The organism is Microbacterium sp. UBA3486, assembly GCF_002377845.1.
Lineage (GTDB): Bacteria > Actinomycetota > Actinomycetes > Actinomycetales > Microbacteriaceae > Microbacterium > Microbacterium maritypicum_A.
The window spans coordinates 1-13,268 of the sequence record NZ_DFQP01000070.1; the positions used below are offsets into that span (position 1 = coordinate 1).

Below are 13,268 nucleotides of genomic sequence, written 5' to 3' on the forward strand. Positions count from 1 at the left end.
GGCGTTCTGCACGTGGCGCTCGATGCGCAGGGACAGGGTCTCGACGCCCTGGATGAGGTTCCAGGCGCTCTGCGGGGCGATAGCGGATCCGAGGTCGCGCAGCAGCTGCACGCGGGCCTTGATGATGTAGGCGAGCGGGTCGCCGACGGCGGCGGTGTAGCTGGCGCCGTGGTACGAGGGGTCCGGCACCGTGAGGCCGGGGAACTTGTCGACGTTCTTCGACCACTCGAACTTTCCGCCGTCGATGATGACGCCGCCGATCGTGGTGCCGTGGCCGCCGAGGAACTTCGTGACCGAGTGCACGACGATGTCGGCGCCGAACTCGAACGGACGGATCAGGTACGGGGTGGCGATCGTGTTGTCGACGATCAGCGGGACGCCGTTCTCGTGGGCCACATCGGCGACGGTGCGGATGTCGAGGATGTTGATCTGCGGGTTGCCGATCGTCTCCGCGAAGAACAGCTTCGTGTTCGGGCGGACAGCGCGACGCCACTCCTCGGGGTCGTCCTGGTTCTCGACGAACGTGACCTCGATGCCGAGCTTCGCCAGCGTGTACTTGAAGAGGTTGTAGGTGCCGCCGTAGATGGAGCTCGACGCGACGAAGTGGTCGCCGGCCTGCGCGATGTTCAGGACCGCGAAGGTCGACGCTGCCTGGCCGCTGGCGAGGACGAGAGCACCGGTGCCGCCTTCGAGCGCGGCGAGACGCTGCTCGAGCACGTCCTGCGTCGGGTTCTGGATGCGGGTGTAGATGTTGCCGAACTCCGCGAGGGCGAACAGGTTGGCGGCATGGTCCGCACTGTCGAACACGTACGAGGTGGTCTGGTAGATCGGCGTGGCACGTGCCTTGGTGACCGGGTCGGGGGCAGCGCCCGAGTGGATCTGCTTGGTCTCGAAACGCCAGGACTCGGGTGCGGACATGTGATTCCCCCAGGAGTGGTCGGAAGGTCGTGTGGCGGATGCCGTTGCAGCGACAGTACGGAATATCGCTGGCTGTCAACAACAGACGGGAAATGTGACGTAACAGAGCGGAGGCCCGGAATCCTGCGGCGGATCGATAGACGACAACCCCAGGGGGGAGTCCGCATTCCGGAGAGAACGCCGTACGGTGGAGGCATGGTGAACAGACGAGCAGTGGTGACAGGTGCGAGTTCGGGCATCGGCGCGGCGACGGTGCGTGCGCTCCGTGCCCGGGGGTGGGACGTCGTGGGGGTGGCGCGACGCGAGGACCGACTGTCGGCGCTCGCCGCGGAGACCGGAGCCTCGGCCATCGCCTGCGACCTCACCGATGCCTCCGCCGTCGACGCGCTCGTGGGCGAACTCGAGCGGTCGGGCCCCGTGCATGCTCTCGTCCAGGTCGCCGGCGGCGCTCGCGGCACCGACCGCATCGAGGACGCATCGGTCGACGACTGGCAGTGGATGTTCGACGCGAACGTGCTGGCGAGCCAGCGTCTCGTCGCGGGTCTGCTCCCGCTCCTGCGCCGAGCCGCGGCAGCGGACGGTCACGCGGATGCGATCTTCGTCACCTCCACGGCCGCGCAGACCGCGTACGCCGGCGGTGCAGGCTACAACGCGGCGAAGGCCGCGGAGTCGATGCTGGTGAAGGTGCTCCGTCAGGAACTCAACGGCGAGCCGATCCGTGTGGTCGAGGTGGCACCGGGAATGGTGCACACCGAGGAGTTCACGCTCAATCGCCTGGGCGGAGACTCGGTCGCGGCCGAGGCCGTGTACGCGGGTGTCGACGCCCCGCTCGTCGCCGACGACGTCGCCGACGTGATCGCCTATGCGCTGGAGTCGCCCAGACGCGTGAACCTCGACCTGATCACGATGCGGCCGGTAGCGCAGTCCGCGCAGCACCTGCTCGCCCGCGGTCCGCTGCGGGTGCGCTCCATCGACTGACGATGGCCCAGACTCTCGCAGAGCTCGCCGAGGGCGGGCTGATCGACGCCGGATGGGCGGAGGCGCTGGCCCCCGTCCAGGACACGATCACCTCCCTGGGGGAGCGGCTCCGCGACGAGCAGGAGGCAGGGCGGGGATACCTGCCGGCGGGCGCGAACGTGCTCAGGGCGTTCCAGCGGCCGCTGTCCGACGTACGCGTCCTGATCACCGGGCAGGATCCCTACCCCACGCCCGGACATCCCATCGGACTCTCGTTCGCCGTCGATCGCGATGTGCGCCCGCTGCCGCGCAGCCTCTCGAACATCTACAAGGAGCGCGAGACCGACCTGGGCATCCCTCCCGCACCGCACGGTGATCTGACGGCGTGGAGCGATCAGGGCGTCCTCCTGCTCAACCGTGTGCTCACCGTGCGTCCCGGTGAGGCGGCCTCTCACAGAGGGTGGGGGTGGGAGAGGGTCACGGAGCTCGCGATCCGTGCGCTCGTCGCGCGCGATCAGCCGCTCGTCGCGATCCTGTGGGGCAAGGACGCGGCCAACCTGCGGCCCCTCCTCGGGGAGACGCCGGTCATCTCCTCTGCTCATCCATCCCCGCTTTCGGCCCGCCGCGGTTTCTTCGGATCGCGTCCGTTCTCGCGGGCGAACGCCCTGCTCGAGGAACGGGGTGCCGAGCCCGTGGACTGGAGGGTGGAAGGCGAAGCCTCTCCCTCTCTAAGCTGAGCGCATGCAGTTCGAGCCGGGGGACCGTCGTCGTGTCCTGCCGCGCCACCTGCGGCCTGCGCCCGCGCCCGAGATCTTCTCGTACACGATCCGCGCCGCGCGGCCTGCCGACCTGCCCCATGTGCGCGAGATCTACAACCACTTCGTGAGCAATTCGGCCGTGACGCTCGACGAGCGACGCAGCAGCATTCCCTACTGGCGCGACAAGTACGCTCTACTCGCCCGGCTCGAGCTTCCGTTCCTCGTCGCGGTGTCCCCGGGCGGCGAGGTGATGGGCTACGCCCTCGCACAGCCGTGGGCAGGCAAGAACGCCTACAAGTACACCGTCGAGGATTCGATCTACCTCGGTCCCGGTGCGGGGGGCAAAGGCCTGGGGGCGGCGTTGCTGCAGGCCCTCATCGATGCCTGCGAGCAGATCGGCCTCCGAGAGATGGTCGCGGTCATCAGCGACCATGGTGCGGAGGCGTCGATCCGACTGCACGAGAAGCTCGGCTTCGTCGAAGCGGGACGGATGGGACGCGTCGGGTACAAGTTCGGCCGAGACCTCGGCACCGTGTACATGCGCCGCGTGCTCAAGCCGACAGGGCGGCGGCGGGGAGGGCTCTTCGGCTCGCGGCGCTGAGGACGCTCGTCCGGTCTCGCGATCGCTCTCTCAATGCCCGGGGGCGGTGGGGATGACGGGGATGGCCGAGAGCAGCCTCTTCGTGTAGTCCTGTGTCGGATGCAGGAGCACGTCGCGAGTGGATCCCCGCTCGACGATATGGCCGTCCTTCATCACGACGACCGTGTCGCACAGGTTCTGCACCACTCCGATGTCGTGCGACACGAGAACCAGCGTGAGGTCGGTCGTGTGTCGCAGTTCGATCAGCAGCTCGAGGATCTGGGCACGAACGGTCACGTCCAACGCCGACAGCGGCTCGTCGCCGACCAGGATCCGCGGGCCATGCGCGATCGCGCGTGCGAGGACGATCCGCTGCCGCTGCCCGCCCGAGAACTCATGCGGATAGCGGTCACCCATCTCGGGTTCGAGCCCGACCCGGGCGAGCACCTCCCGCACACGCGCACGGTGATCCCCCTCGATGCCGAGGGCCCAGAGCGGTTCTCGCACGATCTGACCGGCCGTCATCCGGGGGTCGAGCGACGCGTACGGGTCCTGGAACACCAGCCCTGTCTCGCGGCGCAGCCAATGCAGGGACCTCGCCGATGCGGTGGCGTCGACCGGGCGGCCGCCGACGGCGATCGTGCCGGACGTCGGGCGGTCCAGTCCCAGCAGCAGCCTGACCAGAGTGGACTTGCCCGATCCGGACTCGCCGATGATGCCGACAGACGATCCTTCGACGATGTCGAGGTCGGTGGGAGCCAGGGCGGTCTGCGTGCGGGTGCGCTCGAATGCGGAGCGTTTCGGGACGAAGAAGTCGCGACTGAGCCCTCGGGCCTCGATCAGACTCACGCGGCACCCCCATCCGGACGCCACAGGGTCGCCGTCGCATCCCGCAGCAGCCCCTGGGTGATGGGCGAGGACGGTGCGGAGAGAAGGGTCGAGACCGGGGCGGCTTCGACGACGTGCCCGTGTTCGAGCACGACTCCCTCGGTCGCGACCTGTGCGAGTACGGCGAGGTCGTGGGTGATGAACACGAGGGACATGCCCTCGTCCGCGACGAGCGCGAGCAGCAGGGAGAGGATCTCGGCCTGGATCGTGACGTCGAGCGCGGTCGTCGGCTCATCGGCGATGAGCAGCCTCGGACGACACGCGAGTGCCATCGCGATGGCGACACGCTGGCGCTGACCGCCGGAGAGCTGATGCGGGTACCGGTCCACGATCGACGCGGGGTCGGGAAGCCGCACCCGTGCCGCTTCCGCGATCGCCCTCTCCCGGGCCTCGCGGCGCCCGAGTCCCTCGTGGATGCGGATCGATTCCGCGATCTGCCGACCGACGGTCCTGATCGGGTTCAGTGCCGTGCGCGGCTCCTGAAACACGATGCCGATGTCGTCGCCGCGAAGGTGGGCCAGCTCGCGATCCGGCATCCCCACCAGCTCGGTGCCGTTCCAGCGGATGCTCCCGCTCGCAGTCGCGCCGTCCGGGAGCAGCCCCAGCACAGCGAGCGCGGTGAGGGACTTGCCGGACCCGGACTCGCCGATGAGTCCGAGTCGCGCGCCGTCGGGCACCTCGAAGGAGATGCCGTCGACGACGGGTCGTCCATCGATCTCGACCACGAGGTCCTTCACGGAGAGGCTCATGCGACCACCCCCGGGGTGTGGATCTCGGCGGCGCGATGCCGCAGTGTCGGGTCGGTCGCCTCGCGCAGACCGTCGCCCAGCAGGTTCAGCGCGAGGACGGTGATCGTGATCGTGAGCCCCGGCCAGAGCACGGACAGCGGATGCACCCCGATATAGCGTTGGAGGTCGGCGAGCAGCAGGCCCCAACTCGGTTCGACCACCGAGGCGCCGAAACCCAGATACGAGAGGCCGGCTTCGGCGAGGACCGCGACCGCCATCGACCACGACAGCTGCACGATGAAGACGGGAGCGACGTTCGGCAGCAGATGTCGCACGAGGCTCTGAGCAGGTGTGACCCCCGCGGCTCGCGCAGCGAGGACGAAGTCGCTCTGCTGCACACGGCGCAACTCGGGGCGGGTGACGCGCGCGATGTTGACGCCGAAGCCGATTCCCACCGCCCAGATCACCACCCAGAGGGATCCGCCCCAGACCGAGGAGATCATCATGGCGATCAGCAGCACGGGGAACGCGATCAGGATGTCGACGAGTACCGCCACGGTCTCACGCAGCCAGCGTGCAGTCAGTGCTCCGAGGGCTGCGAGTGCGATACCGACCACGGTGGCGACGAGCCCTGCTCCCACGCTCACGAAGACGGTGGTGCGGGCGCCCGCCATCAGCAGGCTCAGGATGTCGCGACCCGTGTCGTCGGTGCCCAGCAGATGCGGCCAGCTCGGCGGCAGCCAGCGATCGCCGATGTCCGACGCCTGCGGATCGAAGGGTGTCCAGAAGAGGGCGACGAGCGCGGTGAGGGCGATCACGACGACGACGATCGCACCGAAGCGCCCCGTCGAGGTGTCCCACAGTCGGCCCAGCCAGCGCGGGGTCATGCGGCCTCCCGCTGTCGAGGGTCGATCGCGCGGTGCACGAGGTCGACCAGGAAGCCCACGACCAGCACGAATCCGGTGAGCACGAGCAGCTCGCTCTGCACCTTGATGAGGTCGCGCGTTCCGACATCGGCGACGAGCATGCGTCCGATTCCCGGGAGGGTGAACAGCTGCTCGATCACGACCGATCCGACGATGATGCCGGCGACCTGGAGGCCGAGCACCGTGATGATCGAGAGGCCGACGGCCGGGATGCCGTGCTGGATGAGCGCTCGAGTGCGGGTGAGGCCCTTCGCTGCGGCGGTGCGGACGAAGTCCTGTCCTGCGGCTTGGAGCGTCGCACTGCGTACGAATCGCATCAGCATCGCCCCCTCCACGATCCCGATCGTCAGCGCGGGGAGGAGGAGCGATTCGATCGCCCTTCCGGGCGTCGACCAGCCGGTGCGGGGGAACCCCTGCGGTGGAAGCCAGCCCAGCCAGACCGAGAAGACGACGATGAGCATCATGCCGGCCCACACCACGGGGACGGCGGCCAGCGCCTGAGCGCCGACGCTGAGCGCGGTGCCGCCGCGTCGGTTGCGCAGGAGCGCGGCCAGGATGCCGAAGGGCACGGCGATGAGCACGGCTATCAGGAGCGACATGATGCCGAGCGGAACGGTGACCTGAGCCTTGAGGAGGAGCTCTTCGCCGACGGAGGCGCCCGACAGCAGAGAGGTGCCGAGGTCGCCGCGGAAGATGCCGCCGATCCAGTCGGTGTACTGGGCGAGTAGAGGCCGGTTCAGTCCGAGGGATTCGCGCAGGGCCTCGACCTCGGCGGGGGAGGCCTGGGTGCCGGCGATGAGCTGTGCGACATCGCCGGGGAAGACGCGGAGCGTCAGGAAGATGAGCACGCTCGACACGAGGAGCCCTGCGATGAGCAGGGCTCCTCGGACGAGCGCATAGCGGATCACGAAGGGGTGACCGCTCGCTACTTCTCGGCGGAGACGGTGACGCCCGCGAGGTTGATGCGCGAGTTGATCGAGTCCTCGGGGAAGCCGGCGACGATCGGGCTCACCGCCGTGATCGTCTCGCCGTTGTAGAGCCAGTCGGCGGCGTGGTCCTCCGACACGATGCGTGCGGCCTGCGCGAGCAGGTCAGCGGACTTGTCCGGGTCGACCTCGGCCAGTGCCTTCGCGTACAGGTCCTGCACCTCGGCGTTGTCGTAGCCGAAGTAGTAGTCCGGATCGGCGAAGTTACCGAAGTCCCGCGGCTCGACGTGCAGAACGAAGCTGAGGTCATAGTCGTGGTTCGTGTAGACGTCCTCCAACCAGGTGGGGAACTCGACGGAGTTGACTTCGAGCGTCACCCCGATCTTCTTGAAGTCCGAGATCAGGACCTTCGGCACCGTCGTGCCGTAGAAGGAGGGGATCGTGAGCGTCAGCTCCAAGTCCTTCTGGCCGGCCTCTGCGAGCAGATCCTTGGCCTTCTCGGGGTCGTAGGAGATCACGTCGGACAGGTCTTCGTAGCCGGGGTCGAGCTCGGGGATCGGGCCGTACAGCGCGGTGCCGGCGCCGACCGCCTCGATGAGAGCTTCGTGGTCGATGGCGAGCCGGAGTGCTTCGCGCACGCGGACGTCGTCGAGCGGGGCCTTCTTGTTGTTGAAGGCGAGCGTGGCCTTGTCTGTGGTGCGCCCCGTCGTGAGTGCGAAGTCTCCCGAGTCCTCGAGCTGCGGCGCGAGGTTCGGATCCACGGCCGTGAGCACGTCCACGTCGCCGGCCAGCGCGGCGTTCACCCCCGCGGTGAAGTCGGGGATGTACTGGAACTCGACCTGAGCGACGCCGGCCGGATCGCCCCAGTAGGCGTCGTTGCGCGCGAAGGTGATGGTGCTGCCCTTGTTCCAGCGCGTCAGGGTGAAGGGGCCGGTACCGTTCTCGGCCGTCTTCAGATCGGTGGTGTCTCCGGTCTTGAACACCAGACCGGCGGGCCCCGTGAGGGCGAACAGGAAGTTCTGGTTCGGTGCGGACAGCACGATCTCGACCGTGGTCGGGTCCGGTGCGGTGATCGCCGTCACGGAGGCGAAGTCCGCGTTGCCCTGGACGGTCGCATCCGTGCGCACGGTCTCGTACGAGGAGACGACGTCGGCGGACGTGAGCGGCGTGCCGTCGTGGAAGACGACGCCGTCGTTCAGGGTGAACGTGTACGTGAGACCGTCGGACGAGACGGTGTAGTCGGAGGCGAGGCGACCCTCGATCTCATTGTCCTGCGTGCGGGTGACGAGACCCTCGTAGATGTTGTCGATCAGGATCTGCTCGAGCGCGGCACCACTGGTGTGGCGGATGTCGAGATTGGTCGGCTCGAGGACGAGCCCGACGTGGAGGGTGGCGCTCGGGTCGGGTGTTCCCGCTGCGCTGCTGGGCTCGGGCTCGGTGGTGCCGGAGCAGGCGCTCAGGATCACGGCGGTGGCCGCGAGCGCGGATATCAGCGCGAGACGTCGGGTGCGTCGGAACATGGGCGTTTCCTCTCGGTGCGGCAGCTGCTGTGTGCCGTGGAATCGAGCCTAGAGATGTGAGGCGGGGTGCGGGTCGTGTATGGAACGGAGAGTCATATTCCGGCGGCGGGTGCTGCCGAGCCGATGAGACCGGCGAGAGCGGTCGGTGCCGTCTCCTGCACGTTATGGGTCGCATCGAGGACGACCAGCTGCGCCGCAGGCACGCGTCGCTGGAGCTCGGCGGCATCGGCTTCGCTGACGAATCCTCGTGCGGCCCGCACCAGGGTGATCGGCGCGCTGACTGCGGCCAGGTCATCCCAGCCCGTCTCGTGCAGCACCGACGGGGCGGTTGCCGATCCGGGGTCGTGAGCGGCGAGAGCCTGGGCGGCGAGGTGTGCGAAGTGGTGCTTCCACTCCACGCGTCCGTCCTCGCGTACGCGCGTGTTCAGGAAGACACCGCGTTCGGTCTCGGGGCGGGATCCGCCGAAGCCGAGCGCGATCGCCTTGTCGACGAGTTCGTCCCGCGTGGCGAAGTCGGTCGGGCCCGCGTAGAACTCGCGCAGCGCCGCGGGTCCGGCTGTCACGTCGATCCCTGGCGTGATGTCGACGATGATGAGCTCGGACACCAGATCGGGTCGTGCGGCTGCGAGCGCGGCACCGGTGAGTCCTCCGAGCGACTGGCCGACCACGACCTGGGGCTGCGTGGCCCAGGCGTCGAGCGCGGCGGCCACGTCGCGGGCGAGCGTTCGCGGCGTGTAATCGATGTCGTCACGCCAGGAGGAGTCGCCGTGCCCGGCGAGATCGATCGCGAGCAGCGGCTGCTGCAGCGCAAGCGACGTGGTGTCCCAGGTGTGCGCGTTCAGGCCCGCTCCGTGCAGCAGTGTCACGCGCGGCTCGTCGGTTCCGAAACGAAGGGCGCTCAGGGTGCGTCCGTCCGGCAGCGGAAGGGTGAGACGCTCCACCGCCGGGAACGGCACGCCGAGTGCTTCGGCTTGTGCGGGAAGATAGCTGAACTCGCTGATGTCGATCGCCACCTCCACATTCTGCGCCCTCGCGCAGACGCGCAGGAAATGCAGGACCATTACGACAAGCAATTGCGGCGCTCGGTTGCTCATTATGTCTCTATGTTTCGCTCTTCTGTTGTCAATATGCATTTCCTGCAGACGCGTCAGTCGGAGCGTGGTCGATGCTCGCCGAATATCATGGAGTCATGAGCGAGACGCGTGTGCACCTGTCCAAGACCGAGCCGACGGCGTACCAGGCGCTTGACGCGTTCTCGAAGACCGTGGGGCAGATCTGCGCGGCCAACGGCATCGACGACCGCCTCAAGGAGCTCGTCATGATCCACTGCTCGCAGCTCAACGGCTGTGCGTACTGCGCGCGGATCCATGTCGACCGAGCGGTGGCGGCGGGGGTCGACACCGACACTCTCACGCAGATCCCCACGTGGCGCGAGAGCGGTGTGTTCAGCGAGCGGGAACGCGCCGCCCTCGAGCTCGCCGAAGCGTTCACGTTCATCGCCGAGGACGGGATCTCCGACGAGGTCTACGACCAGGTGGGAAGCGTGTTCACCGAGAAGGAGTACGCGGCGCTCAGCTGGGCCTGCGTGTCGATCAACGCCTTCAACCGCATCGTGATCGCGGGACGCTACCCCGTTCCTGCTCGCGATCCGAAGGGGCAGGCATGACGATCCTCGAGGTCGAGGGTGTCTCGAACATCCGGGATGTCGGGGGTATGCCGGCGAACGGTGGTCGTATCCGTTCCGGGGTGCTGCTGCGATCGGGACAGCTCTCGGGTGCGACCGCATCCGGCGCCGCCGCGCTGCGGGCACAGGTTCGGCACATCGTCGATCTGCGCGACGGCGAAGAGGTCGCTGCGGAACCCACGGAGATCGAGGGGCCGGACACCACGCACCTTCCCTTGTTCCTGGGTTCGGTGCGATCCTTCTTCGAGGCCGATACGAGTCTCGAAGACCTGTATCTGCATCTGCTCGAGGAGAGCGGCGAACGACTCGTCGACGCCATCCGCATCATCGCCGCGGGAGAGTGCACGCTGGTGCACTGCACCGTCGGCAAAGATCGGACCGGCGTCACCGTCGCCCTCGCTCTCGCCGCCGTCGGAGCCGATCGCGAGGCCGTGATCGCTGACTATGCGCTCACCGAGTCGCAGCTTCCTGCTCAGCGCACGCGGTGGATCGCCGAGTACCTGCGGACCCAGCACCCGGAGGCCGTGCACGCGGTGGCGCTCGCGACCCAGTCTCCGGCGCCCGTGATGCGTCGTCTGCTGCAGCAGGTCGACGAACGGTGGGGGTCTGCTGCCGCATACCTGCGCGCGCAGGGGATGACCGAGGCCGAACTGGCCGCCTTGGTGGCGGCGCTCGTCGAACCGGCTTCCTCCACCGAAAGCTCCCGGCGATGACCGAGCTGATGCAAGGTTAGGCAAGCCTTCACTTGGTGTACGATGAAGACACCATGGACACCTCGCTCGAGACTCGCGGCACGCGCGCCGAACGTCGCGCGGCACGTCAGCGTTCCCATCACCTGGTGACGGCAGACGAGCACTCGCTCACTGAGCTCGAGGTGTTCCTGACCACGTTGCCGTTGTGCGCGTCGGGTCGTATCTTCATCGAGGTGCCCGAGGTCGCCGACATCGGCGTGATCGATGCTCCTGGTCGAATGACGGTCACGTGGCTCGCTCGTGAGCAGCGGTCCGGTGCTCCCGGAAGCGGTCGGGCGTGCGCACCCGGTCAGGCTCTGGCAAGGGCGACCTGCGCGTGGGCCGACGAGATGATGTGCGACGACGAGATCGAGACCCACGTCACTCTGCTCGGCAGCTACCTCGGCACGGCCGACATCATCGACCACCTGACGAGTGCGCTGGAGATCTCCCCGGCGCTCATCCACGCTCCCGAGCGCTTCGGCCTGCTGCCCGCCGACCGCTGATCCACACGCGCAGGCGGCTCACGGCATGTTGACGTGCCGTCCAGTGGCCCACGCCCATGCGAAGGCCGTCAGCCCGTCAACCGCGTGCGGCGCACGTAGTTGCCGTCTTCGAGTCCCGCCTCGATCTCGAAGCGATTGCGTAGGGGGTTCCTCCCCGCAAAGAGGTACAGCACCGGCATCAGGAAGCCGTAGCGGAGCCACTGCTTCCTGTGCACGGCCTCGTGGCGGAGAACCGCCTCGCTGGGGCGGGTGCCTCCCGTCAGGAAGCAGCCGCCGACGCACACCCCGCCGCGATTGAAGGTCCATGAGGGCATGCCCTGGAAGATCCACAAGCCTTCGCGCCGCTCGACGGGGCCGGTGCTCCACAGCGAGCCCCAGATCCACCCGATGGCCGTGCCCCAGGCGTAGCCGAGGCGGCTGATCGGAGAGCGCAGCAGGAAAGAGGGAATCCGTCGGTCGAGGCGTCTTCCGCGAGCGAGAGCCTGTTCTGCGGCCGGCCGCCAGTCCGTGGCGGCGGTCACGCCACCGCTCCGACCAGCCGCAGCAGCGCACCGAGGTCGTCGACCGCGTCGGCCGGAGACCGGGGAGCGAACCCGGCGATCGTCGCGCCTGCCAGCGGCACTTCGCTGCGCAGCGCGCGGATGGCGGTGCTCAGCGCCGCGGGTGAGAGCCCGAACGGCACCGAGGACGACACACCGGAGAAGTCCGAGGGATCGAGCACGTCGACATCGATGTGCACCCACACGCGTGACGCCCCGGTCGCGCGGACGGCATCGAGCAGCGCCGCGGGGTCTTCGAGGTCGTCGACAGAGAGGTTGGTCAGCGGGGTGATCTGTTCGACCTCCGCGTCATCGAGGTTGCGCATGCCGACGGTCACCACACGGCTCACCGGGATCGCGGGGGACAGCACGAGCTGCTCCTCGCCTTCGCCGAGCAGCGCCCGCAGTGCCATGCCGGAGAAGGCACCCGACGGCGAGCTCTCCGGGGTGTGCATGTCGGCGTGCGCATCGCACCACACCACCGCGAGACCCTCGGTGCCACCGGGAAGGGCGTCGAGGGCGGCGACGGTGACGCTGCAGTCCCCGCCGATCACCACGGTGTCGGCGTCGACGTGCCCGTGCACCATCTCACGGGTGCGTAGCAGGGCGCTCAGGCGGCGGACCCCGGTTCCCAACGACTCACCGGCCTCGACCGGCACATCGAGCACGGTCGTCGCCGTCCTCGGCAGATCACCCGCGATCGCTGCGGCACCGTCGGTGAGGAGCATCGCGCGCGGTGCGGGCGAGCCCTGCCACTGCGGGATGACGAGGAATCGCACCATGGGTGCCTCCGAAGAAGAGAGGGCGGATGCCCGGGCACGCTGCCCGGGGCATCCGCCGGTGGTGTCAGTTGCCTTCGATGGCCTGGCGGGGAGCGCTGCCGCCGGCCTTGAGCTCGGCGAGACGTGCCTCGACCTCGGTCAGTTCGCCGAGGTCTTCCAGGCTCTCGAACTGGGCATCGAGGCTCGACGCTGCGAGCTCGATCTTGCCCTGCGCGATGGCCTCCTGGCGGCGGACCTTGTCCTCGAACCGCCCCAGCTCGCTGGTGGGGTCGAGCACGTTGATCGAGCCGACAGCGTCCTGCACCTTGGTCTGCGCCTCGGCGACCTTGGCGCGCGCGAGGAGTTCGCTGCGCTTGTTCTTGAGCTCGACCAGCTTGTCCTTCATGCCGTTCAAGCCGCTCTTGAGCTTGTCGACGATCTCGGTCTGCGCCGCGATCTGGGGCTCAGCACCGGTGGCCTCGCGCTCGGCGCTGATCTGGCGCTGCAGGGCGATCTTGGCGAGGTTGTCGAACTTGTCCGCGTCGGCGGTGTTGCCGCTCGCGCGCATCTCATCGGCCTTGCGGCTGGCGGCGAGGGCCTTGTTGCCCCATTCGGTCGACGCCTGGACGTCTTCCTCGTGGTCGCGCTCGAGCAGGCGCAGGTTGCCGATCGTCTCCGCGATCGCGGACTCGGCGTCGGCGATGCTGTTCGTGTAGTCGCGAACGAGCTGGTCGATCATCTTCTGCGGGTCCTCCGCAGAGTCCAGCAGGGAGTTGATGTTCGCGCGGACGAGGGTCGAGATACGTCCGAAGATGGACTGCTTGGTCATGCGTGGTTCCTTTCAGA

General features: G+C 68.1%; 16 protein-coding genes. 6 read left to right on the plus strand and 10 right to left on the minus strand.

The window, feature by feature from the left end; translation table 11 throughout:
• On the minus strand, positions 1-918 hold a 918-nt coding region (locus B2869_RS09660), incomplete at its 3' end, for an O-acetylhomoserine aminocarboxypropyltransferase/cysteine synthase family protein (RefSeq protein ID WP_292765648.1).
• A gap of 195 nt (positions 919-1,113) precedes the next feature.
• Here B2869_RS09660 and B2869_RS09665 point away from each other — a divergent pair.
• From B2869_RS09665 to B2869_RS09675, 3 genes are read left to right on the plus strand one after another with little or no spacing between them, the layout of a single operon-like run.
• A complete protein-coding gene (locus B2869_RS09665) occupies positions 1,114-1,896 on the plus strand; it encodes an SDR family oxidoreductase (protein ID WP_292765651.1) in 783 nt (260 codons plus the stop codon).
• Positions 1,897-1,898: 2 nt separating this feature from the next.
• Positions 1,899-2,612, plus strand: coding sequence for a uracil-DNA glycosylase (locus B2869_RS09670; RefSeq protein ID WP_292765654.1), 714 nt, complete (start codon positions 1,899-1,901; stop codon positions 2,610-2,612).
• Between the two features lie 4 nt (positions 2,613-2,616).
• Positions 2,617-3,234: a GNAT family N-acetyltransferase gene (locus B2869_RS09675; protein ID WP_021198510.1), complete on the plus strand. Its 618-nt coding sequence runs from the start codon at positions 2,617-2,619 to the stop codon at positions 3,232-3,234.
• 30 nt (positions 3,235-3,264) lie between these two features.
• Here B2869_RS09675 and B2869_RS09680 read toward each other — a convergent pair whose 3' ends face one another.
• From B2869_RS09680 to B2869_RS09705, 6 genes are all read right to left on the minus strand, one after another.
• A complete protein-coding gene (locus B2869_RS09680; RefSeq protein ID WP_292765657.1) occupies positions 3,265-4,062 on the minus strand; it encodes an ABC transporter ATP-binding protein in 798 nt (265 codons plus the stop codon).
• Positions 4,059-4,850 carry an ATP-binding cassette domain-containing protein gene (locus B2869_RS09685; RefSeq protein ID WP_029258477.1) on the minus strand — a complete coding sequence of 264 codons (792 nt, stop codon included), beginning with the start codon at positions 4,848-4,850 and terminating at the stop codon, positions 4,059-4,061. Before B2869_RS09685 ends, B2869_RS09680 begins: the two co-directional genes overlap by 4 nt.
• The gene (locus tag B2869_RS09690; protein WP_292765662.1) at positions 4,847-5,716 is read right to left on the minus strand and encodes an ABC transporter permease; all 870 of its coding nucleotides are present in this window, start codon (positions 5,714-5,716) and stop codon (positions 4,847-4,849) included. Before B2869_RS09690 ends, B2869_RS09685 begins: the two co-directional genes overlap by 4 nt.
• Entirely contained in the window at positions 5,713-6,663 is a 951-nt protein-coding gene (locus B2869_RS09695; RefSeq protein WP_136023743.1) for an ABC transporter permease, read from the minus strand. Before B2869_RS09695 ends, B2869_RS09690 begins: the two co-directional genes overlap by 4 nt.
• A 17-nt stretch (positions 6,664-6,680) precedes the next feature.
• Positions 6,681-8,201, minus strand: a complete 1,521-nt coding sequence (locus tag B2869_RS09700; protein WP_029258474.1) for an ABC transporter substrate-binding protein — start codon at positions 8,199-8,201, stop codon at positions 6,681-6,683.
• 92 nt (positions 8,202-8,293) lie between these two features.
• Positions 8,294-9,220, minus strand: a complete 927-nt coding sequence (locus tag B2869_RS09705; RefSeq protein WP_292765842.1) for an alpha/beta fold hydrolase — start codon at positions 9,218-9,220, stop codon at positions 8,294-8,296.
• A gap of 170 nt (positions 9,221-9,390) precedes the next feature.
• Between B2869_RS09705 and B2869_RS09710 the strand changes: the two genes are divergently transcribed.
• The 3 genes from B2869_RS09710 to B2869_RS09720 are packed head-to-tail and all read left to right on the plus strand — an operon-like array spanning position 9,391 to position 11,122.
• On the plus strand, positions 9,391-9,867 hold the full coding sequence (locus B2869_RS09710) for a carboxymuconolactone decarboxylase family protein (RefSeq protein ID WP_021198503.1): 477 nt from the start codon (positions 9,391-9,393) through the stop codon (positions 9,865-9,867).
• Entirely contained in the window at positions 9,864-10,598 is a 735-nt protein-coding gene (locus B2869_RS09715; protein ID WP_021198502.1) for a tyrosine-protein phosphatase, read from the plus strand. The genes B2869_RS09710 and B2869_RS09715 overlap by 4 nt, the downstream gene beginning before the upstream one ends.
• Before the next feature lie 35 nt (positions 10,599-10,633).
• On the plus strand, positions 10,634-11,122 hold the full coding sequence (locus B2869_RS09720) for an SIP domain-containing protein (RefSeq protein WP_235045208.1): 489 nt from the start codon (positions 10,634-10,636) through the stop codon (positions 11,120-11,122).
• Between the two features lie 68 nt (positions 11,123-11,190).
• Here the strand turns inward: B2869_RS09720 and B2869_RS09725 are convergent, their stop codons facing one another.
• The 3 genes from B2869_RS09725 to B2869_RS09735 form a co-directional block, all read right to left on the minus strand.
• A complete protein-coding gene (locus B2869_RS09725; protein ID WP_292765687.1) occupies positions 11,191-11,643 on the minus strand; it encodes a Fe-S oxidoreductase in 453 nt (150 codons plus the stop codon).
• Positions 11,640-12,443, minus strand: coding sequence for an arginase family protein (locus B2869_RS09730; RefSeq protein WP_029258469.1), 804 nt, complete (start codon positions 12,441-12,443; stop codon positions 11,640-11,642). The genes B2869_RS09725 and B2869_RS09730 overlap by 4 nt, the downstream gene beginning before the upstream one ends.
• 64 nt (positions 12,444-12,507) lie before the next feature.
• Complete coding sequence (locus tag B2869_RS09735; RefSeq protein WP_017831053.1) at positions 12,508-13,251, minus strand: PspA/IM30 family protein; 744 nt, start codon at positions 13,249-13,251, stop codon at positions 12,508-12,510.
• Positions 13,252-13,268 lie beyond the last annotated feature (17 nt).

Coding starts and splice junctions, on each gene's coding strand:
- B2869_RS09665 (WP_292765651.1), top strand. CDS start 1,114: ATGGTGAACAGACGAGCAGTGGTGACAGGTGCGAGTTCGGGCATCGGC.
- B2869_RS09670 (WP_292765654.1), top strand. CDS start 1,899: ATGGCCCAGACTCTCGCAGAGCTCGCCGAGGGCGGGCTGATCGACGCC.
- B2869_RS09675 (WP_021198510.1), top strand. CDS start 2,617: ATGCAGTTCGAGCCGGGGGACCGTCGTCGTGTCCTGCCGCGCCACCTG.
- B2869_RS09685 (WP_029258477.1), bottom strand. CDS start 4,850: ATGAGCCTCTCCGTGAAGGACCTCGTGGTCGAGATCGATGGACGACCC.
- B2869_RS09690 (WP_292765662.1), bottom strand. CDS start 5,716: ATGACCCCGCGCTGGCTGGGCCGACTGTGGGACACCTCGACGGGGCGC.
- B2869_RS09700 (WP_029258474.1), bottom strand. CDS start 8,201: ATGTTCCGACGCACCCGACGTCTCGCGCTGATATCCGCGCTCGCGGCC.
- B2869_RS09710 (WP_021198503.1), top strand. CDS start 9,391: ATGAGCGAGACGCGTGTGCACCTGTCCAAGACCGAGCCGACGGCGTAC.
- B2869_RS09715 (WP_021198502.1), top strand. CDS start 9,864: ATGACGATCCTCGAGGTCGAGGGTGTCTCGAACATCCGGGATGTCGGG.
- B2869_RS09730 (WP_029258469.1), bottom strand. CDS start 12,443: ATGGTGCGATTCCTCGTCATCCCGCAGTGGCAGGGCTCGCCCGCACCG.
- B2869_RS09735 (WP_017831053.1), bottom strand. CDS start 13,251: ATGACCAAGCAGTCCATCTTCGGACGTATCTCGACCCTCGTCCGCGCG.